We start from the raw sequence: 20,406 nt of genomic DNA on the forward strand, positions 1-20,406 counted from the left end.
TGGATCGACCAGAGAGCAGATCATGCCCGGACGCACCATCATCATCACCGGCGCGAGCGACGGGATCGGCGCCGCAGCGGCCCGGAGGCTGACTGCCGCGGGCGAGGAGGTCGTCGTCGTCGGGCGGTCGCGGGCGAAGACGACCGCGGTGGCGGACGAGCTCGGTGCCGCCTGGTTCCTGGCCGACTTCGCCCAGCTGGACTCCGTGCGCGAGCTCGCGCGGGACCTGCGTGCCGCGTACCCGCGGATCGACGTGCTCGCCAACAACGCCGGTGGCCTCATGGGTGATCGCGAGGTCACGGCCGACGGGTTCGAGAAGACGCTCCAGGTGAACCACCTCGCGCCGTTCCTGCTCACGAACCTGCTGCTGGACATCCTCACGGCGAGCCACGCGACGGTGCTCAACACGTCGAGCGTGGCGGCCCAGCGGTTCGGGCACCTGGACCTCGAGGACCTCGGCAACGCGCGGGGCTACTCCCCCACCAAGGCCTACGGCGACGGCAAGCTGGCCAACGTCCTGTTCACCCGCGAGCTGCACCACCGCTTCCACGATGCGGGCATCTCGACGGCCGCGTTCCACCCGGGGAACGTCGCGACGAGCTTCGCCTCGGACACGACGAGCGTGCTGCGGTTCGTCTACCACACGCCGCTCAAGCGCCTCGTGCTCATCTCCCCCGAGCGGGGCGCCGAGGACCTCGTCTGGCTCGCGACCGCGACCCCCGGGACCGACTGGGTCAGCGGCGGGTACTACGCCAAGAAGCAACTCACCCGCACGAACAAGCAGGCCGACGACGCCGATCTCGCGCGCGGGCTGTGGGACCGCAGCGCCGAGATGGTCGGCTCGCCGGCACCGAGCATCTGAGCTGCCGCGCGACCGGCCGTCGACGGCGATAGGTTGCGCACGACCCGCGTGACTGCCGAGGACGACGGAGCGCCCCATGGATCCCCTCGACTTCTCCGACCTTCGTGCGGTCGCGATGAACGTCCTGTACTCGCTGCAGCGCCTCGGCTACACGATCCCCCGCAGGCCGACGCCGGCTGGATCGGCGCGGCGGGACCGGGACCCTCGTACCTCGACCCGGGCTCGGGCGGGCCGCAACGAGTTCACCCAGCGCAACACGACCTTCATGTCGTGGAACCTCATGCACGTCGCCGCCATGCTCAAGCGTGCCGGCGGCTTCACCGCGTACGGGAACCAGCGCAGCGCCTGGGACGCGGGCGCGCGCTTCGACCACCCCAATCCCGAGTACCGCTGACCCCGACCGACCGGATCCCCCAAGGAGCTCAGACGCGATACAGCACGACGGTGCTCAGCCCCCGCGCGACCGTCACGGGGATCGCCGTGCCCGACGACGTCCTGGCCGCGCTCGGTGCGGGGCGCCGCCCGAAGGTCCGGGTCACGATCGGCGACTACGCGTACCGGACGTCGGTCGGCACGGTCAACGGCGTGGCGATGCTCAGCATCAGCGCCGCGGTCCGGGCGGCGGCCGGGGTGGCGGCGGGCGACGAGATCGAGGTCGACGTCGAGCTGGACACCGAGCCCCGCGAGGTGAGCGTGCCCGGCGACCTCGCCGCCGCGCTGGCGGGCGACGCGGCCGCGAAGACGTTCTTCGACCAGCTCTCCTTCAGCCACCAGTCCGCCTACGTGCTCTGGATCGAGGCGGCGAAGAAGGACGAGACCCGGCAGCGCCGGGTCGGCGAAGCGGTGGAGATGTTGCGCGCGGGCCGTCGACAGCGCTAGTTGTCGCCGTCCCGAGGCGGGCAGTCGCGGTTCACAGCGTGTTCACACCGGGGACACCGGATCGCCGCCGCGAGGTCGTCTGCCGCTCCTAGCGTCCCGGGTGAGCCACCGCACCGGGCGCGTGGACGCGTGCTAGGAGACCTGATGAGAGCTCGTCGAGGAACGACCGTCGCGATCGCTGTGACCGCAGTCGTCGCATCCGCACTCACCGCCGGCTCAGCCCAGGCGTCGTCCGGCGCCGGCGGGTCGACCACCGGTCCGTCGACCACCGGTCCGTCGACCACCGTCGCGCCGTACGTGCTGCCCGTTGCCGCCGGGGTGCGCACGCGCTCGCTCTTCACCGTCGGCGACCGGGCCGCGGACAACGGGTACCGGATGGTCGGGGTGCCTGACGGCCTCGGTGCCTACCGCCAGGGCAAGGACCTCGTGGTCCTGGAGAACCAGGAGCTGACCGCCGGGATCCCGCGTCGGCACGGTCAGCCGGGCGCCTTCGTCTCGCGGCTCGTGCTCGACCCGAAGACCGGCCGAGTCAAGGCCGGCTCCGACCTCATCAACCCCGGGGTCAAGTACTGGGACTACCCCGCCGGGGCCTACGCCGCAGCGCCTGGCATCCCCGCCGGCGCCACGACGGGGCACACCGCCGCCTTCGGCCGCTTCTGCTCGAGCTCGCTGACCGAGGCGGGCCAGCTCAAGCACGGCGCACGCGGCTACGCGGGCCAGATCTACTTCGCCAACGAGGAGACCGGCGACGAGGGGCGCGCGTTCGGGGTCACCCTCGACGGTCAGGCGTACCAGCTGCCGCGCCTGGGGCTGTTCTCCTGGGAGAACACGCAGGCCGCCCACAACCGCTCGGACACCACGCTGGTGCTGGGCAACGAGGACGGCGGCAAGGGGCAGCTCCGCGCCTACGTCGGCACGAAGCAGCGGGCCGGGTCGCCGGTCGACCAGGCGGGTCTGACCAACGGCGCGCTGAACGTCATCTCCGTCGCCGGCGTGCCCGACGCGACGTCGTCGGCCGCGTACGTCAAGGGCACCAGCAAGCCGTTCACGCTCGCCCCGATCGACTGGAACAAGGCCGGCGCCGCGCAGAACGTCGACGCGGCCGCCGTCGGCACGACCCTGAACCGGATCGAGGACGGGAGCTTCGACCCGAAGCACCGCAACGACTACTACTTCGTCACCACGGAGGGCGGCAGCAAGACGCCCGACCCGACCGACCCGGCGAACTCGGTGCGCGACGGCGGCGGGCTGTGGCGCCTGTCGTTCACGGACATCGACCGCCCGGAGCTCGGCGGCACGCTCACGCTGCTGCTCGACGGCACCGAGGCGCCGTACCTGAACAAGCCCGACAACATCACGATCGACGGCGAGGGCCACCTGCTCGTCCAGGAGGACCCGGGCGGCAACGCCCACGTCGCCCGGATCGTGTCCTACCGGATCAAGGACGGCGCGCTCGCCGTGCTCGCGCAGTTCGACCGCGCACAGTTCACGAGCGGCCTGCCGGGCTTCATCACGGCGGATGAGGAGTCCAGCGGGATCATCGAGCTGCCGGATGGGAAGTTCCTCTTCGACGCTCAGGTGCACGCGCCGAGCGGCGATCCGGAGACGGTCGAGATGGGCCAGCTCCTCACCCTGTCCGTCGACTGGGACGGCGTCTACGGCGACGCCGCGGATGATCACTCCAGCCACTGACGGAAACCACTGAACCACCCCGCAGCACCCGAGCCCGCGGCGGGGGTCGGCGCGCACGTCGCGTCGGCCCCCGCCGCGGGCTTCTCGGTCTCCGGACGCAGGACCGGACCCCCGACACGCCACGTTGAGCAGGCAGTTTGTGCCATCGCCCCAGGATGGACATACTCATGTAATCGATTCCATGGAATCGATTACATGCTTCACACCCTGACTCGCCGACGAGCAGGGGACAGCCGAACACGAGGGACGTCGATGACGACGATCAAGGATGTGGCCCGAGCGGCGAACGTCTCGACCGCCTCGGTCTCCCGCGTGCTCGCGGGTCACCCTGCGGTGTCCCCCGAGATGCGCGAACGCGTGCTCGCCGTCGCCGCAGACCTCAGCTTTCGCCCCAACGCCGTCGCCCGGTCGCTGCGCACGACCGGCACCCGCACCGTCGGGCTGGTCATCTCGGACCTGCTCAACCCGTTCTTCACCGAGCTGGCGCGCGCCGTAGAAGACACGGCGCGGACAGCTGGCTACTCGGTCATCGTCGGCAACGCCGACGAGGACCCGGCCCAGCAGGACCACTACATCCGCATCCTGCTCGAGCGCCAGGTGGACGGGCTCATCGTCGTCCCCACCGTCGAGACGTCGCCGCTGCTGCGCGAGGCGGCCGAGCGCGGCCTGCACCTGGTGCTGGTCGACCGGCCGGCGGCCGACGTCGAGGCGCCGATCGTCGCGGCCGACGGGACCGGGGCGATCGACGAGCTCGTCGACCACCTGGTGCGGACCGGTCGCCGCCGCCTCGCGATCGTCACCGGTCCCGACCAGGCGGGGACGTCCCGCGAGCGGCTCGGCGCGTTCCGCGCCGCCATCGCCCGGCACGGCCTCGGTCTCCCGGAGGACCGGATCCGCCACGGCGACTTCCGGGCCGAGTCCGGGTACACCGCGCTGGCCGCGCTGCTCGGCGCCGCCGAGGCGCCCGACGCCGTCCTGGTCGCGAACGGCCCGATGGCCCTGGGAGCCCTGCGGTTCCTGACGGAGCGGTCCGACTCCCCCGCGCTGGTCCCCGGCGAGCTCGCCGTCGCGGTGTTCGACGACCTGCCCTGGTTCACCCTGCTCCGGCCCACTCTCACCGCCATCGAGCAGCCCACCGCCCGGCTGGGCGACCGGGCCATGCAGATGCTGCTCGCCCTCATCGCCGGTGACCACGTCGCCGACGAGCACATCCCCTGCCGGCTCGTCCTGCGCGAGTCGACCAACCCGAGGAGGACCGCATGACCGAGCCCGCGGCCGGACCCGAGCTGCTGCGCGTCGAAGGCCTGGTCAAGGACTTCCCCGGCGTCCGCGCGCTCGACGGCGTCTCGTTCGACCTGCACGCCGGCGAGGTGCACGTGCTGCTCGGCGAGAACGGTGCCGGCAAGTCGACCCTGATCAAGTGCCTCGCCGGGGTCTACCAGCCCAACGGCGGGCAGATCTTCGTCGACGGCGTCCCGGTGCACCTGAGCACCACGGCGCAGGCCGAGGCCCTCGGCATCGCGACCATCCACCAGGAGTTCAACCTCGTCCCGCAGCTGAGCGTCGCCGAGAACGTGATGCTCGGGCGCCAGCCGCGTCGCTTCGGGATCGTGAACCGACGCGCCCTGCAGGCCGCCGCCCGCCGCTCGCTCGAGCGCGTCGGCCTCACCGTCGACCCGCGCACGCCGGTCGCCCGGCTCGGCGTGGCTCGTCAGCAGCTCGTGGAGATCGCCAAGGCGCTGAGCCTGGATGCCCGCGTGCTCATCCTGGACGAACCCACCGCTGCCCTGGCCGACGACGAGGTCGACCGGCTCCTCGAGCTCATGGCCGAGCTGCGCAACGACGGCGTCGGCATGGTCTTCATCTCCCACCACCTCGACGAGATCCGCCGCATCGGCCAGCGCGTGACGGTGCTGCGGGACGGCCGTTCGATCGCGACGGTCCCTGCCAGCACCTCCACCGACGAGCTCGTCCGGCTGATGGTCGGTCGCTCGATCGGTTCCCAGTACCCCCGCGTGCGCACCCCGGTCGGCGACGAGCTGCTCCGGGTCGAGAACCTCACCTCCCGGGGCACGTTCGAGGACGTGTGCCTGCGGGTGCATGCCGGCGAGGTGGTCGGCCTGGCCGGGCTCGTCGGCGCCGGGCGCACCGAGGTGCTGCGGGCGGTGTTCGGCGCGGACCGCTACGACTCCGGCAGCGTCACCGTGCGGGGCACCCGCGTGCCGCGCCACGACGTGCCGGGGGCGATCGGTGCGGGTCTGGGCCTCGTGCCCGAGGACCGCAAGGCCCACGGCCTCGTGCTCGGGGCCTCGGTGTCGGAGAACCTCGGCCTCGTCTCGCTGGGCCGAGCCTCGCGCGCCGGGCTCGTCGACCGCGGCCGGCTGCGGGAGCTCGCGCGCAAGGCCGTGACCGACCTCGGCATCCGCACCCCGGGCATCACCGCACCCGTCAAGAACCTCTCCGGTGGCAACCAGCAGAAGGTCGTCATGGGCAAGTGGCTCGCGGCCGACCCGGCCGTCCTGCTGCTCGACGAACCGACCCGCGGGGTCGACGTCGGCGCCCGGGTCGAGATCTACCAGCTCATCAACAAGCTCACCGCCGCCGGCCGCGGGGTCCTCCTGGTCTCCTCCGACCTGCCCGAGGTCCTCGGCATGTGCGACCGCATCCTCGTCATGGCGCACGGTCGCCTTGTTGGCGAGCTCACCCACGAAGAAGCCACCCAGGACGCCGTGATGGCCCTGGCCGTGAAGGAAGTCGAGTCCACCCGTGCCCGTTGAGACAGCCCTCCCGCAACCCGGCCGCACCCGCGAGCCCGGCGCACCCGAAAACGGCGCCCACGCCCTGCGTGCGCGTGCCCAGAACGTGCTCGGGCAGAACGGCGCGCTCGTCGCGCTCCTGCTGCTGTGCGTGGTCCTGGCCATCCTCAGCCCCGTGTTCCTCAACACGCAGAACCTGCTCAACGTCGGGGTCCAGGCCTCGGTCGTGGCGATCCTCGCGTTCGGGCAGACGTTCGTGATCGTCTCTTCGGGCATCGACCTCTCGGTCGGCTCGGTCGCAGCCCTGTCGGCGATCGTGACGGGCTACGGGGCGAGCACGCTCGGGGTGAACCCGATCCTGGCCGTCCTGCTGGGCATGGTGACCGGGATCGCCGCCGGCCTGGTCAGCGGCGCCCTGGTCGCCTACGGCCGGCTGCCCGCCTTCATCGCGACGATGGCCATGCTGTCGATCGCCCGCGGGTTGGCGCTCGTGCTCTCGGACGGCATCCCGGTGCCCCAGCCGGACGCCGTCGCCTGGTTCGGCCGCACGGTCGGCGGCTGGCTCCCGATGCCCGTGGTGATCATGGTCGTCCTCGGCGTGATCGCGTCGTTCATCCTCAACCGCACCTACACGGGCCGGGCGATGTACGCCATCGGCGGCAACGAGGAGGCAGCCCGGCTCTCCGGGATCAACGTCCGCCGCCAGCAGCTCATCATCTACGCGCTCGCCGGCCTGTTCGCCTCGATCGCCGGCCTCGTGATCGCCGGCCGGTTGGTCTCCGGGCAGCCGCAGGCCGCGGCGGGCTACGAGCTCGACGCGATCGCCGCCGTCGTGATCGGCGGCGCGAGCCTGGCCGGTGGCTCGGGGCGCGCGTTCGGCACCCTGATCGGTGCGCTCGTGCTGGCCGTCATCCGCAACGGGCTCAACCTGCTCAACGTCTCCTCGTTCTGGCAGCAGGTCGTCATCGGCGTCGTGATCGCCCTGGCGGTCCTCACCGACACCCTGCGCCGCCGCCGCACCTGATTCGGCGACGCACAACGCCTTTCCGCACGACGGTCCGGGACCCTCCCGGGCCGACCAGCACGATCCACCAGCACCACGCCCCACAAGAAAGCAGGAATGGTTTCGATGACGAAGCCCGTCTTCAAGATCGCCGCACTCGCCGCCGTCGGCGTGCTCGCCCTGGCCGCCTGCGGCACCGCGGACGCCGGTAGCGGCACCAACAGCGGAGGCAGCGCGAAAGCCGATCTCTCCATCGGACTGTCGGTCTCCACGCTGAACAACCCGTTCTTCGTCTCACTGCGCGACGGCGCGCAGGCGGCGGCCGACGAGGCCGGCGTCAAGCTGACCGTCACTGACGCGCGCAACGACGCGACGCAGCAGGCCGACCAGGTGCTGAACTTCCAGACCCAGCAGCTCGACGCCGTGATCATCAACGCGGTCGACTCCGACGCCGCCGGGCCGATCGTCGCCCCGCTGATCACTGCCAAGACCCCCGTCGTGGCCGTCGACCGCGCCGTCAACGGTGCCGAGGTCAGCTCGATGGTCGCGTCCGACAACGTCGAGGGCGGCCGCCTCGCGGCCGATGCGCTCGCGAAGGCCATCGGCGAGAAGGGCCAGGTCATCGTCCTCCAGGGCGTCGCCGGCACGTCGGCCTCCCGCGAGCGCGGCGAGGGCTTCGCCACCGGCATCGCCGCCTACCCGAACATCGAGGTCGTCGCCACGCAGCCGGCCGACTTCGACCGGGCCAAGGGCCTCGACGTCGCGACGAACCTCCTGCAGTCCAAGCCCGACGCGGTCGGCATCTTCGCCGAGAACGACGAGATGGCACTCGGCGCCGTCCAGGCCCTGGGCAGCCGTGCCGGGACCGAGGTCTTCGTGGTCGGGTTCGACGGCACCGCCGACGGCCTCACCGCGATCAAGGCCGGCACGATGTATGCCTCGATCGCCCAGCAGCCCGAGGAGCTCGGCAAGTCCGCCGTCCTGACCGCGCTCGCGCTGATCAACGGCGAGTCCACCGAGAAGATGATCTCGGTCCCGGTCGTCGTCGTCACCAAGGACACCCTGTAGCACCCACGCCCGGCACGGTGCCCGGCCGCTGGACCCCCGGCGGCCGGGCACCGTCACGCTGACTGAAGCTAAGGAACCGCGCATGAGCACGCACACGGTCGTCGTCGTCGGCTCGGCCAATGCCGACCTCGTCCTGGACGTCCACCACCGGCCCGCGGCCGGGGAGACCATCTTGGGCTCCGACGTCGTCACCACCGCTGGGGGCAAGGGCGCGAACCAGGCCGTCGCGGCCGGTCGGATCGGCGGCCAGGTCGCGTTCATCGGCTGCGTCGGGGACGACGACCACGGCGCCCTGCTGCGCGCCTCGCTCGCGGGCGCCGGGGTGGACCTGACCGGGCTGCGCACCGTGGCCGCGCCGACGGGCAACGCGATCATCATCGTCACGCCCGACGGGGAGAACTCGATCATCGTCTCGCCGGCGGCGAACCGACAGGTCAGCCCGCAGATGCTCGATGAGCTCGAGTCGGTGTGGGCCGGCGTCCCGGTGCTCGTGGTGCAGCTGGAGATCCCGATCGAGACCGTGACGCACCTCGTGCCGCGGGCGCGCGCCCGGGGTGGGCGCATCGTGGTCAACGCCGCGCCCGCCGCCGCACTGCCCGCCGAGGTCCTCGTCGCCAGCGACCCGCTCGTGGTGAACGAGTCCGAGGCGGAGTTCCTGCTGGGCCGCGCGCCGCTGGCGAACGCCGGGTCTGCGCCGAGCGACGTCGCCGCGGACCTGCTCGCCCTCGGTCCGAGGTCGGTCGTCCTCACGCTCGGCTCCGAGGGCGCCGTCCTCCTCGAGCGCGACGACGCCGGCGCGCCCCGCGCCGCCGTGGCCGTTCCCGCCAAGACGGTGAGCGCGCTCGACACCACCGGAGCGGGCGACGCGTTCGTGGGCGCGCTCGCGGTCGAGCTCGCCGCCGGGGCCGGCCTCGAGGCGGCTGTGCGTCGCGCCACCGAGGTCGCCGCGTTCGCCGTCGGACGACGGGGCGCCCAAGCCTCCTACCCGACCCTCGCCGAGCTGGCGAGTCGATGAAGAAGCGCGGGATCCTCAACGAGGCCCTCGCCGGCGCGCTCGCGCGGCTCGGACACACCGACCGGATCGTCGTCGGCGACTGCGGCCTCCCGCGGCCGACCGGGGTCCGCGTGGTCGACCTGGCCCTCACGTTCGGCGTGCCGAGCTTCGCCGCGGTCATCGACGCTCTCGCGGCGGAGATCGAGGTCGAGAAGATCGTCGTCGCGCGACAGACCCGCGAGGAGAACCCCGCGGCGCTCGCGCTGCTCGTCGGGCACTTCGGTGAACCCGAGTGGATCAGTCACGACGAGCTCAAGGCGGAGTCGCGCCAGGCGCAGCTCTTCGTCCGCACGGGCGAGGCGACCCCCTACGCCAACGTGATCCTGCAGTGCGGCGTGCCGTTCTGACTGGATTGCGGTGCAATCGGCTGATCTGTTCCACCCCTCGCGCAGGGTGGCGGCAGTAATGTCGGGGCGTGCCCGAGCCGGTTTCCGTCTGCATCGCGTACGTGCACGGCCGCGTCCAAGGCGTGGGCTTCCGGTGGTGGGTCCGCGATCAGCTTTCCCGGTTGGGGCTCACCGGCTCGGCCCGCAACCTCGATGACGGCAGCGTGGAGATCGTCGCGCGTGGCGAGGCCGTCGCGATCGAGGCGCTGCTCGCCGCGGTCCGCGGACCGCACGCGCCGGGCCGGGTCGAGTCCGTCGACGTGACCCGCAGCGGCCACCGGGCCTAGCCCGCCCAGAGCCCGCGCGCCGCTCAGCTCATGGACGGGGGCCCGACCCGCCGGAGGGACGCCTCCGCCTGCGGTGCCCGCCCGGGCGAGAGCTGGCCGGCACGCGCGAGCCGGACGCGGAGCCTCGCCTCGGCCTCCTCCCACATCCGGCCGAGCATCTGATCGACGTCGGACCGGACGAGCACGGGGCCGCCAGGCTCGGGCGTCACTTCCCCCAGGACCGGCCCGTGCTCGTCCTCGAACAGGTCGACCCGCAGGAGCCCGCGCGGGACGGCCGACCCGATCAGGCTCGCGAGCTCGAGCGTCTCGGCGGCGCGCACGGGCGCGGGGATCAGCGGGTCCAACGGGATCCCTGCGAAGGCATCACCGAGGTCGCGCCACTCGGAGTCGAAGATCTTGAACGCGGCGACGCTGCCTCCCCGGCCGTCCCACCCGTGCGCCTTCGCGGCGATCAGGCCGACCCGCCCGTAGAACGTGTAGATCTTGTAGTCGATCGGGGGCAGCCCCGGGAACCGCGGATCGACGATCAGCCTCTCGACCAGCACGTCCGCCGAGATCGCCCCGCTCGTCACGAGCGCGCGGTACTCCTGCTCCACGTCATGGCTCGCCACGACCCGACCCGAGTTGAGATCCCGCCAGCCGCCGTCCACCCGCTCGAGCAGGAACACCCCCATGCTGGTCGACCCGCGGAACGGCTTGAGCACGAACCGCTCCGGAACGCTGTCCCACGGCAGGTCCGCGATGTCCGCATAGATGCCGACGAGCTCGGGGGTGCGCACCCCCAGCTCGCGTGCCCAGTCGTGGGTCTTGTCCTTCCCGTTGATCGAGAACACCGGGTCGGTGCAGTCGTACTCGTGCATCAGACGGAGGGTGCGCGCGGACTCGAGGCGCTTGTACGTGTACGACGGTGCGCGCAGCTCGCGGCTTCGCAGGAGCCGGTACTCGCGGATCGCGCGATTTCGTGCTCGCTGAAGGTAGGTCGGCATCAGGCCCCCTGGTCGGTCGTCACCGCACCGAACCACACACGCAACGTCGCGGGTCGCGGCCGGAGTCCGGACTGCCCGGTTCGGTGGCTTTTGCTGGCTCTTGGAATGGTATCGCCCCAACCGACGAGCCGGGCGGCGAGATCGGGCGGGGTGACCCCGGGCGACGCCGATCGACGGGCAGCACGCTCCCGACCACGTGGACGGTGGGATCATCGTCCCCACCGACCGAACCCGGAGACCCGATGCCATCCGCCGTGCCCGTACCCGTGTCCCTGCCGCCGACCGTGCAGCTCGGCCGGGGCGAGGGCGGCCTCCCCCTGGTCCGCATCCACGGGCGGGCCGCGTCCGCCGAGATCTATCTGCACGGCGCCCACGTCACCCGGTGGGCACCGCAGGGTGACGCGCCGGTCCTCTGGATGAGCGCGGCCAGTCGTTACGTGCCCGAGTCGCCCCTGCGCGGCGGGGTGCCGATCTGCTTCCCGTGGTTCGGCGCGCACGCCTCCGACCCCACCGCGCCGGCGCACGGCTTCGCCCGGCTGGCCGAGTGGGAGCTAGTCGGGGCCCACGAGGACGCCGACGACGTCGTCGTGACGTTCCGGCTCGTCGACTCGAGCGCCACCCGGTCGTCCGCCTGGCCGCACCGGTTCGAGGCCCGGTACACCGTGACCGTCGGCGCGCGACTCACCCTCGCACTCGAGGTCACCAATCTGGACAGCGACGACGTGACGTTCGAGGAGGCGCTGCACACCTACCTGCGCGTGAGCGACATCGGCCGGGTGCAGGTGCGCGGGCTCGAGCGCGCCCCGTACCTCGACCGCCTCGGCGGACCGGATCCCGTGCCCGGCGAGGCCGGTCCGGTGCGGTTCACCGGCGAGACCGACCGCATCTACCTCGGAACCCGGGCGACCGTGGCCGTGGCCGACGACGACTCGCCGCGTGCGGTGACGATCGCCACGGAAGGTTCAGACGCCACCGTCGTCTGGAACCCGTGGGCCGGCAAGGCCGCGGCGATGGCGGACTTCGGCGACGACGAGTGGACGACCATGGTCTGCGTCGAGACGTGCAACCTCCGCGGCACTGCCGTGCGCCTGCATCCCGGGCAGAGTCACACCATGACGGCTGTCCTGTCCGCGGGATCCCCCAGCGGGCACGAGTGACTGCCGCCGTATCAAGATCGCGTCAGGAAGCGGGTCCGCGACCTTAAGAACGCATCAAGATGGCGCCAGGGCCGGCGCGGCGACGGTTCGCTGAAGCTATGAGTCACGTGCTGGGGATGCCCAAGCGATTGTTGGTCGGCCGTCCGATGCACTCGGAACGGATGGGCGAGACCCTGCTGCCGAAGCGGATCGCGCTGCCGGTGTTCTGCAGCGACCCGCTGTCCTCGAACGCGTACGCGACCGAGGAGATCATGCTCATGCTGAGCGTGGGCGGTCTCGGGCTCTTCCACTTCGTGCCGTGGATCGCCGCCGCTGTCGCGATGCTCCTCGTCGTGGTGGTGGCCTCCTACCGGCAGACCTGCCGCGCGTATCCCGGCGGCGGCGGCGCCTACGCCGTGAGCCGGGCCAACCTCGGGCCCAAGGTCGCGCTGGTGGCGGCCGCGGCGCTCCTCGTGGACTACGTGCTCACGGTCGCCGTCTCGGTGGCCGCCGGCGTCGCGAACATCATCTCCGCGGTCCCGGCGCTCGCGCCGCACGCGGTCCTCATGTCCCTCGTCCTCATCGCCCTGCTCGCCGTGATGAACCTGCGCGGGACGCGCGAGTCCGGCACCTTCTTCGCGATCCCCACCTACGCCTTCATCGTGGCGATGTTCGCCATGATCGCGCTCGGCGCCTTCCAGTTCCTCACCGGTCACGCCCCCGTCGCGGAGTCGGCGACCATCGGCATCCAGGCGCCCGCATCGCTCGGTCCGTTGTTCCTCATCGCGATCGTGCTGCGCTCGTTCGCCTCCGGCTGCACCGCCCTGACCGGCGTCGAGGCCGTCAGCAACGGCGTGCCGAGCTTCAAGGAGCCCAAGAGCCACAACGCGGCCGCGACCCTCGCGATCATGGGGACGATCACCGTCGCCATGCTGATCGGGATCGCGTCCCTCGCGCTCGCGACGCACGTGCACGTCGCCGCGGATGCGGCCCAGCTGACCGGTGCGCCGGCCGGCTACGTCCAGAAGACCGTGATCGCCCAGCTCGCGGGCGCGGTCTTCGGCCCCGGCAGCATCGCGTTCTTCGCCGTGCAGGTCGTCACCGCCGCGGTCCTCGTGCTCGCCGCCAACACGGCGTTCAACGGCTTCCCGATCCTCGCGTCGATCCTCGGGCGGGACGGCTACCTGCCGCGTCAGTTCGCCCGCCGAGGCGACCGGCTGGTGTTCAGCAACGGCGTCGTGATCCTCGCGGTGCTCGCGAGCGCCCTGATCATCGCGTTCAACGCGAGCACGACCCATCTGATCCAGCTGTACATCATCGGGGTCTTCGTCTCCTTCACGCTGAGCCAGGCTGGGATGGTCCGGCACTGGACGCACGACCTGGCGATCTCCGTCTCCTCGGCGAAGCGCGGGACGATGCGGCGCTCGCGCGCCATCAACGCGCTCGGCGCGTGCGTGACCTCGCTCGTGCTGGTCATCGTCCTGGCGACGAAGTTCACGCACGGCGCGTACATCGTCGTCATCGCGATCCCGGTGATGGTCGCCGTGATGCTCTGGGTCAAGGGTCACTACGACCGCGTGGCCCTCGAGCAGGTCCCCCCGGTCGACGGCGTCCCGCTGCCGAGCCGGGTGCACGCCTTCGTCCTCATCTCCGGCCTCACGACGCCGGCCCTGCGCGCCCTCGCGTACGCCCGCGCCACGCGGCCGTCGACCCTGGTAGCCCTCACCGTGCGCACCAACCCGGTCGAGACCGCGCAGCTCATGGACGAGTGGAACGCGCGGGGCATCCCGGTCCCGCTCACCGTCCTTGACTCGCCCTACCGGGACATCACGCGGCCCGCGCTCGAGCACATCGCACGGCTGCGCAAGGAGAGTCCGCGGGACGTCGTCGCCGTCTTCATCCCGGAGTACATCGTCGAGCACTGGTGGGAGCAGGCCCTGCACAACCAGAGCGCGCTGCGTCTGAAGGCCGCCCTGCTGTTCCAGCCCGGGGTGATGGTCACCAGCGTGCCGTGGCGGTTCCACCCGGAACAGGTCGCGGACGCCGCCGTCTTCGACGAGGCCACCACAGCGCACGCGGCGCCGGAGCCATCGTTCGGACCGTCCCGTGCGCGGGCCGTGCCGCCGGCAGTGACAGGCACCGGCACGTCGACCGCGTCGAGCCCGACCAGGCACCCGGCTGTGCGACGCTGACCCCATGACCACCGCTGGCCCGCAGACGTCGGGGATCGAGCTCTCCCGGACGCTGCCGCGGTCGGGGACGCGCCTGGCGGCGGGCAGGCGCTGGACCGGTCTCGCGATCGCCGTCGTCGGGCTCCCCCTGCTCACGGGCGTCCTGTCCGCCGTCGGGGGCGAGCTCTCCCTCGGAGCCGTCCTGCTGCTCTACCTGCTGGTCGTGGTCCTCACCGCAGCCGTGGGCGGGATCGGCCCCGGTGCGGTCGCCGTCGTCGCGTCGTTGCTGCTCGCGAACTGGTTCCTCGTCCCGCCGTTCCACACCTTCTCGGTCAGCCGCCGCGACAGCATCGTCGAGCTCGTGGTGTTCGCCGTCGTGGCGGGCGTCGTGAGCGCCACGGTGCACCTCGCGGCGCGCGAGCAGGCGAACGCCGCACGCAGCCGGCTCGAGTCCCAGATGCTCGCGCGGTTCACCTCGGCCCCGGTCTCGCAGGTCACGCTCGACGGCGTCCTGAACGAGGTGCGCGCGACGTTCGGCATGACGTCTGCGGCTCTCGTCCTGCGCGACGGTCCGGGCACGGAGGTGGCCCGGGTCGGGCCACCCGAGACCGGCCGGCCGAGCATCTCGGTCCCGGCGAGCGACACCCTGCTGCTCATCGCGCACGGCCCGACCCTGTTCGCCGAGGACCAACGCGTGCTGACCCGGCTCGCCGCGACGGCGGCCCGCGCCTGGGAGGGGCGCGTGCTCACCGAGCAGGCGGCCCGTGCGGATCAGCTGGCCTCGCTGGACCGCGCGCGGACCGCACTCCTGGCCGCCGTCGGGCACGACCTGCGCACCCCGCTCTCGGGCATCAAGGCCGCCGTCAGCAGCCTGCGCCAGGAGGACGTCGACTGGACTGCCGAGGAGCGGCGCGAGCTCCTGGAGGCGATCGAGCAGGGCGCCGACCGCCTCACTTCCTTGATCGCCAACCTGCTCGACATGAGTCGGCTCGAGGCCGGCGCCGTCACGGTCCGGCTCGCGCCGGTGGCGGTCGACGAGGTCGTTGCGCGTGCCCTGCTGCACGTGGCGTCCACCGAGGTGACGATCGACATCCCCGACGACCTCCCCCTGATCCTCAGCGACGCCGGGCTGCTCGAGCGGGTGGTCGCCAACGTCGTCGAGAACGCGCGGCGCTATGCGACCCACGGCGTGCAGATCTCCGCCCGCGAGGTCGACGACCGGCTGGAGCTCGCCGTCGTCGACGACGGTCCCGGCGTGCGCGACGAGGACCTGGCCCGCCTGTTCACCCCGTTCCAGCGCCTCGACGACAAGTCGACGGATTCCGGGGTCGGGCTCGGCCTGGCGATCGCGCTCGGGTTCACGGAGGCGATCGGCGCGACGCTGCACCCCGCCCCGAGCGCGCACGGCGGCCTGACCATGACGATCAGTCTGCCGCTGGCGGACTCGTGACCAGGATCCTGCTGGTCGACGACGACCCCACGCTGCTGCGTGCCCTGACGATCAACCTGCGGGCACGCCACTTCGAGGTCGAGGTGGCCCGGAACGGCACCGACGCGCTGCACCTGGCCACGTCCCGGCCCGACGTCGTCGTGCTCGACCTCGGTCTGCCCGACCTCGACGGCCTCGACGTCGTGCGGGGCGTGCGCGGGTGGAGCGCGGTACCGATCATCGTGCTGTCGGCACGGGACACCGAGTCGGCGAAGGTCGACGCGCTCGACGCGGGCGCGGACGACTACATCACCAAGCCGTTCGGGATGGACGAGCTGCTCGCTCGGATCCGCGCGGCGCTGCGGCGCGCGACGCCCGACACCACGGCCCCGATCGTCGAGACGGACATGTTCACGGTCGACCTCGCAGCGCGGCGGGTGACGCGGGACGGCGAAGACGTCCGACTGACCCCGACCGAGTGGCACTTCCTCGACATCCTCGTGCGCAACCCGGGCAAGATCATCGACCACCAGCAGCTGCTCACCGAGATCTGGGGGCCGGCCTACCTCGACCAGGCCAACTACCTGCGGGTCTACATGGCCCAGCTGCGGCGCAAGCTCGAGCACCAGCCGTCGCGCCCGCGGCACCTGCTGACGGAGCCGGGCTTCGGGTACCGGTTCGAACCCTGACGCGCCCGCCGGGACCAGCGACCGGATCCGGGCAATCAAATGCCCTCTCACCTGGGACGATGTGCCTTGCGACGGACAGATCGACCAGACCGAGAGGGCATCTGACAGTCCCCACTCTCTCACGTCGCGGCCGCGGCCCCGAACCGCTGCCCCGCTGAACGGGCTGGGGACCTCGTAGAAGGGACCTACGTCCCCGGCGCCGAATACGTCGACGCGCAGACTTGCCAGGCACTCGGGGATCCACCTGGGGGCGACCAGAGGAGCACCGTGCAGCCGCGACCAGAGATGACGGCCCAGCCAACCGCGACAACGGGAGTCATGGGGGGCACCCGGTTGGACTACGGTCGGCGGCCGATGCTGGTCTTCTGGGAGACGACCCGCGCGTGCCAGCTCGCGTGCAAACACTGCCGCGCGAGCGCGACGTCCGAGGCGCTGCCCGGGGAGCTCACCACCACCGAGGGGTTCGACCTCATCGATCAGGTCGCCGGCTTCGGACGGCCGTTCCCGATCCTAGTCCTGACCGGCGGCGACTGCCTCTTGCGCCCCGACCTGTTCGAGCTCGTCGCCCGCGCCCGCGACCTCGGGATGCCGGTCGCACTGTCGCCATCGGTCACCCCGTCGCTCACGCCGGCGATGATCGACCGCATCGTCGCGAGCGGCGTCAAGGCGGTCTCGATCAGTCTCGACGGCGCCGTCGCAGCCACCCACGAGGGGGTACGCGGCATCGCCGGGCACTTCCAGGACACCGTGCACGCGATCCGGACGCTGGCCGCGGCCGGGCTGACGGTGCAGGTCAACACCACCGTCATGCGGGCGAACGTCGACGAGCTTGCCGACATCGCGGCCCTGATCTCGGCTGCGGGGGCCAACATCTGGGAGGTCTTCTTCCTCGTCCAGGTCGGCCGCGGTGTGGCCACCGAGGCGGTCAGCCCCGACGAGCACGAGGACATCTGCCACTTCCTGTTCGACGCCTCGCAGCACGGGTTCATCGTGCGGACCGTCGAGGCCCCGTTCTTCCGCCGCGTGGTGAAGAGCCGGCTCGCCGGCGAGCCCGCCCCGACCACGGAGCTGTACCGGCGGCTGTCCGCTCGCCTGGCCGGGCTGATGGGACCGTCGATCGGGCGGGCCCGGGCGCACACCGCGGCCACCCGCGACGGCAAGGGCATCGTCTTCGTCGCCTACGACGGCGAGGTCTACCCGGCCGGCTTCCTGCCAGAACCGCTCGGCAACGTGAAGACCACGCCGATCGCGGAGATCTACCAGGACAACCCGCTGCTGCGTCGGATCCGCGCCGCCGACTTCACCGGCCGCTGCGGGCGGTGCGAGTACGCCGACCTGTGCGGCGGCTCGCGTGCCCGGGCCTACGCGGCGAGCGGTGACCCGCTCGGCGAGGACCCCGCGTGCCCGTACCAGCCCACGGGCGAGGTGCTGGTCGCCGGTCCGGTCGCCTAGGCACGAGCGCGAGCCCCGGACCGGGGTTCGGTCGCCTCGCTCAGCCGCGGCTGAGCTGGCGGAGGCCGTGCACGATGGCCAGGAGTCCGAACGCGTACTCCCGCCCGGTGTCGCGGCCCGCGCCGTAGGCCTCACCGACGGCGGTTCCCACCCGGTGCGCGAGGGGGTGTCGCCGGGCGTCGGTCAGCTCTTCGAGGACCGGCGCCGCGGTCGTCCACCAGTCGAGGTCGTCCTGCGGCTCGTCGACCCACTGACCGGCGAGGACGGCAGCGTTGAGCGCGAACCCGGTGAGCAGGCTCACCGCCTGATCGAGCTCGAGGTCGTCCACCCCGAGCGGCTGGACCGCTTCGAGCTGCCACTCGTAGAGCGCGAAGGCATGGGGTCCGAGCCCCGGCCGGGGGCCGCTCGCCTCGGCCAGCCACGGGTGGCGTCGGTGCGCACGGTAGGTGACATCCGCCACCGCCTCGAGCCGGGCGCCGAGGTCGGGGACGTGCGGGGGCAGGGCGAGCCCGCCGAGCGCGTCGTCGACCATCAGGGCGAGAAGCTGGTCGCGGCTGGTGACGTAGGTGTAGACGGACATCGCACCGATCCCTAGCCGGGTCGCCAGCGCGCGGATCGACACCCCCGCCAGACCGCGGTCATCCGCCAGGTCGATCGCCGCGGCGACGACCGCGTCGAGGTCGAGACGCTGACGGGGCCCTGGCTTCGCACGCGCCGGGCCGGGCCTCTCGTGGCGCCACAGCAGGCGAAGGGTCACCTCCAGCTCGTCCGTGCCCATCCTCACGCTCCTTATCCACTGCGTACGGCGTACGGGAACAGAGTACGGTAGTCGCGCGTTGTAGATCCGTACGGCGTACAAAGATAAGGCAGGTGTTGTCATGATCTCCGCACAGCTCAACCGCCTAAGCGAGCTCGGGCTGGCCGACATCGCCGGCATCAGCGAGTCGACGCTCGCCCGCCACGCCGACGCGCTGCCCGACCTCCCGGGCGCCGTGCTGGCGGTTCACCCCTGCCTCGCGACCGCCCGAGAGCTCGCCCCGCTCCTGCGCCGCGCCCAGAAGCGGGGCTTCGTCGTCGGCGACCTGACGGACCTCGAGCAGTTCGAGAGCATCGAAGGCCTCGAGATCCCCGACTCCCCGCTCTACCTCGTCCACGACATCGACCGCGGTGACGACCTGCGCAACTGGAGCCCCCACGAGGCCCTGCCTGCCATCACCGGGCGAGGGCGCACCCCGCTGACCATCAGCGAGGGCATCAGCTGGCTCCTCCAGGAGCCCGCGACGCTCGAGCCGAACCACTGCTTCATGACCATCGGATCCCGCAAAATCAAGGCGAAGGGGCTCGACTCCCGCACCCCCGCGATCTGGATCAGCGGCGGCACGGGCCACGACGGCAAGGAGAACGCGGGCGCACCCAAGGTGGGCTGGTGCTGGGCGGGCAACCGTCACACGTGGCTCGGGTTCGCCTCCGCCCGGGCGCGCACCGCCTGACCGTGATCCGGCCCGCGTCCGTCCACGCCCGACGCGTTAGCCTTCCCTCAGGGCTGGCCAGCGCCCAGCCGTACGACGCCCGGGGAGCCAGATCATGACGCAGCACCGGATCTTCACCACCAGCTTCGCCAGCATCTACCCGCTCTACGTGCTCAAGGCACAGCGGAAGAACCGCAGCGCGGCTGAGGTCGACCAGGTCATCTCCTGGCTCACCGGCTACGACGCGGCGGGCCTGCAGCGAACCATCGCCGACGGGGTCGACCTGGAGACCTTTTTCGCCCAGGCTCCTCGGCTCAACCCGCGTGCCGCCCTGATCACCGGCGTGATCTGCGGGTACCGCGTCGAGGAGATCGAGGATCCGCTGATGCAGAAGATCCGCTACCTGGACAAGCTCGTCGACGAACTGGCCAGGGGCAAGAAGATGACGTCGATCCTGCGGGAGGACGACACCCAGCGCGTGACGTGAAGCGGCACGCCGCCGATCCGGCAGCGCGGTCGCAGCCTCTTCAGTCGAGGCAGAACTCGTTGCCTTCGATGTCCTGCATCACGAGGCAGGACTCGTTGACGCCGTCGGCCAGCATCAGTCGCACGCGTGCCGCGCCGAGCGCGAGCAATCGTGCGCATTCGGCCTCGAGCGCGGCCAGTCGCTCCTCGCCCACCAGTCCGGTGCCGACCCGGACGTCGAGGTGCACCCGGTTCTTAACGACCTTGCCTTCGGGAACGCGCTGGAAGAACAGCCGCGGGCCCACACCCGTGGGATCGACGCACGCGAACGCCGAACCTTGACGCTCCGGCGGCAGCGCGCGATCGAACTCGTCCCAGGTGGCAAACCCCGGGGGTGGTGGCGGTACGACGTACCCCAGCACCTCGCACCAGAATCGGGCGACGCGCTCAGGTACCGCGCAGTCAAAGGTGACCTGGATCTGCCTGACCGATGCCATCGGGCCACCCTAGATGTCCGGGTGAATGTGGGCCACCGGCGGGGCTCCGCTGGTAACCGGGAGCCCGCAGGGACAGGCTGGAGCGACGCCGACCGATCGAGGCGCCGACGAGCGGAACCAACGAT

General features: G+C 71.7%; 20 protein-coding genes and 1 pseudogene. 18 read left to right on the top strand and 3 right to left on the bottom strand.

The window, feature by feature from the left end:
* Positions 1-22: 22 nt before the first annotated feature.
* The 11 genes and pseudogenes from VTA80_RS01665 to VTA80_RS01715 all read left to right on the top strand — a co-directional run bounded on the left by VTA80_RS01665 (position 23) and on the right by VTA80_RS01715 (position 9,987).
* Positions 23-862, top strand: coding sequence for an SDR family NAD(P)-dependent oxidoreductase (locus VTA80_RS01665; protein WP_407343691.1), 840 nt, complete (start codon positions 23-25; stop codon positions 860-862).
* Between the two features lie 112 nt (positions 863-974).
* Positions 975-1,256 (top strand): annotated as a pseudogene (locus VTA80_RS01670) (flavodoxin family protein); the annotation flags it as partial.
* Positions 1,257-1,306: 50 nt separating this feature from the next.
* Positions 1,307-1,741, top strand: coding sequence for a YdeI/OmpD-associated family protein (locus VTA80_RS01675; protein ID WP_407343692.1), 435 nt, complete (start codon positions 1,307-1,309; stop codon positions 1,739-1,741).
* Positions 1,742-1,885: 144 nt separating this feature from the next.
* Positions 1,886-3,433, top strand: a complete 1,548-nt coding sequence (locus VTA80_RS01680) for an alkaline phosphatase PhoX (RefSeq protein WP_407343693.1) — start codon at positions 1,886-1,888, stop codon at positions 3,431-3,433.
* Between the two features lie 252 nt (positions 3,434-3,685).
* Positions 3,686-4,696, top strand: a complete 1,011-nt coding sequence (locus VTA80_RS01685; protein WP_407343694.1) for a LacI family DNA-binding transcriptional regulator — start codon at positions 3,686-3,688, stop codon at positions 4,694-4,696.
* Positions 4,693-6,210, top strand: a complete 1,518-nt coding sequence (locus VTA80_RS01690) for a sugar ABC transporter ATP-binding protein (RefSeq protein ID WP_407343695.1) — start codon at positions 4,693-4,695, stop codon at positions 6,208-6,210. Before VTA80_RS01685 ends, VTA80_RS01690 begins: the two co-directional genes overlap by 4 nt.
* On the top strand, positions 6,200-7,213 hold the full coding sequence (locus tag VTA80_RS01695; RefSeq protein WP_407343696.1) for an ABC transporter permease: 1,014 nt from the start codon (positions 6,200-6,202) through the stop codon (positions 7,211-7,213). The genes VTA80_RS01690 and VTA80_RS01695 overlap by 11 nt, the downstream gene beginning before the upstream one ends.
* Before the next feature lie 105 nt (positions 7,214-7,318).
* Complete coding sequence (locus VTA80_RS01700; protein ID WP_407343697.1) at positions 7,319-8,260, top strand: substrate-binding domain-containing protein; 942 nt, start codon at positions 7,319-7,321, stop codon at positions 8,258-8,260.
* An 82-nt stretch (positions 8,261-8,342) separates the two neighbouring features.
* A complete protein-coding gene (locus tag VTA80_RS01705) occupies positions 8,343-9,275 on the top strand; it encodes a ribokinase (protein ID WP_407343698.1) in 933 nt (310 codons plus the stop codon).
* Positions 9,272-9,661: a D-ribose pyranase gene (gene rbsD, locus VTA80_RS01710; RefSeq protein ID WP_407343699.1), complete on the top strand. Its 390-nt coding sequence runs from the start codon at positions 9,272-9,274 to the stop codon at positions 9,659-9,661. The genes VTA80_RS01705 and rbsD overlap by 4 nt, the downstream gene beginning before the upstream one ends.
* A gap of 68 nt (positions 9,662-9,729) precedes the next feature.
* On the top strand, positions 9,730-9,987 hold the full coding sequence (locus tag VTA80_RS01715) for an acylphosphatase (protein WP_407343700.1): 258 nt from the start codon (positions 9,730-9,732) through the stop codon (positions 9,985-9,987).
* A gap of 23 nt (positions 9,988-10,010) precedes the next feature.
* On the opposite strand, the gene VTA80_RS01720 is transcribed toward VTA80_RS01715, so the two are convergent.
* Positions 10,011-10,973, bottom strand: a complete 963-nt coding sequence (locus tag VTA80_RS01720) for an ATP-grasp fold amidoligase family protein (protein ID WP_407343701.1) — start codon at positions 10,971-10,973, stop codon at positions 10,011-10,013.
* 242 nt (positions 10,974-11,215) lie between these two features.
* Between VTA80_RS01720 and VTA80_RS01725 the strand changes: the two genes are divergently transcribed.
* The 5 genes from VTA80_RS01725 to VTA80_RS01745 all read left to right on the top strand — a co-directional run bounded on the left by VTA80_RS01725 (position 11,216) and on the right by VTA80_RS01745 (position 17,850).
* Complete coding sequence (locus VTA80_RS01725) at positions 11,216-12,130, top strand: D-hexose-6-phosphate mutarotase (RefSeq protein ID WP_407343702.1); 915 nt, start codon at positions 11,216-11,218, stop codon at positions 12,128-12,130.
* 98 nt (positions 12,131-12,228) lie between these two features.
* Positions 12,229-14,301, top strand: a complete 2,073-nt coding sequence (locus tag VTA80_RS01730; protein WP_407343703.1) for an APC family permease — start codon at positions 12,229-12,231, stop codon at positions 14,299-14,301.
* Between the two features lie 4 nt (positions 14,302-14,305).
* Positions 14,306-15,730, top strand: a complete 1,425-nt coding sequence (locus VTA80_RS01735; protein WP_407343704.1) for a DUF4118 domain-containing protein — start codon at positions 14,306-14,308, stop codon at positions 15,728-15,730.
* The gene (locus tag VTA80_RS01740) at positions 15,727-16,398 is read left to right on the top strand and encodes a response regulator (protein WP_407343705.1); all 672 of its coding nucleotides are present in this window, start codon (positions 15,727-15,729) and stop codon (positions 16,396-16,398) included. The genes VTA80_RS01735 and VTA80_RS01740 overlap by 4 nt, the downstream gene beginning before the upstream one ends.
* Before the next feature lie 318 nt (positions 16,399-16,716).
* The gene (locus tag VTA80_RS01745) at positions 16,717-17,850 is read left to right on the top strand and encodes a TIGR04053 family radical SAM/SPASM domain-containing protein (RefSeq protein ID WP_407343706.1); all 1,134 of its coding nucleotides are present in this window, start codon (positions 16,717-16,719) and stop codon (positions 17,848-17,850) included.
* A gap of 40 nt (positions 17,851-17,890) precedes the next feature.
* Here VTA80_RS01745 and VTA80_RS01750 read toward each other — a convergent pair whose 3' ends face one another.
* Positions 17,891-18,628: a TetR/AcrR family transcriptional regulator gene (locus VTA80_RS01750; protein ID WP_407343707.1), complete on the bottom strand. Its 738-nt coding sequence runs from the start codon at positions 18,626-18,628 to the stop codon at positions 17,891-17,893.
* A 100-nt stretch (positions 18,629-18,728) separates the two neighbouring features.
* Between VTA80_RS01750 and VTA80_RS01755 the strand changes: the two genes are divergently transcribed.
* The gene (locus VTA80_RS01755) at positions 18,729-19,340 is read left to right on the top strand and encodes a DUF5701 family protein (RefSeq protein ID WP_407343708.1); all 612 of its coding nucleotides are present in this window, start codon (positions 18,729-18,731) and stop codon (positions 19,338-19,340) included.
* A gap of 94 nt (positions 19,341-19,434) precedes the next feature.
* Positions 19,435-19,806, top strand: coding sequence for a DUF2200 domain-containing protein (locus VTA80_RS01760; RefSeq protein ID WP_407343709.1), 372 nt, complete (start codon positions 19,435-19,437; stop codon positions 19,804-19,806).
* A 40-nt stretch (positions 19,807-19,846) separates the two neighbouring features.
* On the opposite strand, the gene VTA80_RS01765 is transcribed toward VTA80_RS01760, so the two are convergent.
* Positions 19,847-20,281, bottom strand: a complete 435-nt coding sequence (locus tag VTA80_RS01765; protein WP_407343710.1) for a VOC family protein — start codon at positions 20,279-20,281, stop codon at positions 19,847-19,849.
* Positions 20,282-20,406 lie beyond the last annotated feature (125 nt).

The organism is Pengzhenrongella phosphoraccumulans, from assembly GCF_045689905.1.
In the GTDB taxonomy this organism is placed as follows: domain Bacteria; phylum Actinomycetota; class Actinomycetes; order Actinomycetales; family Cellulomonadaceae; genus Pengzhenrongella; species Pengzhenrongella phosphoraccumulans.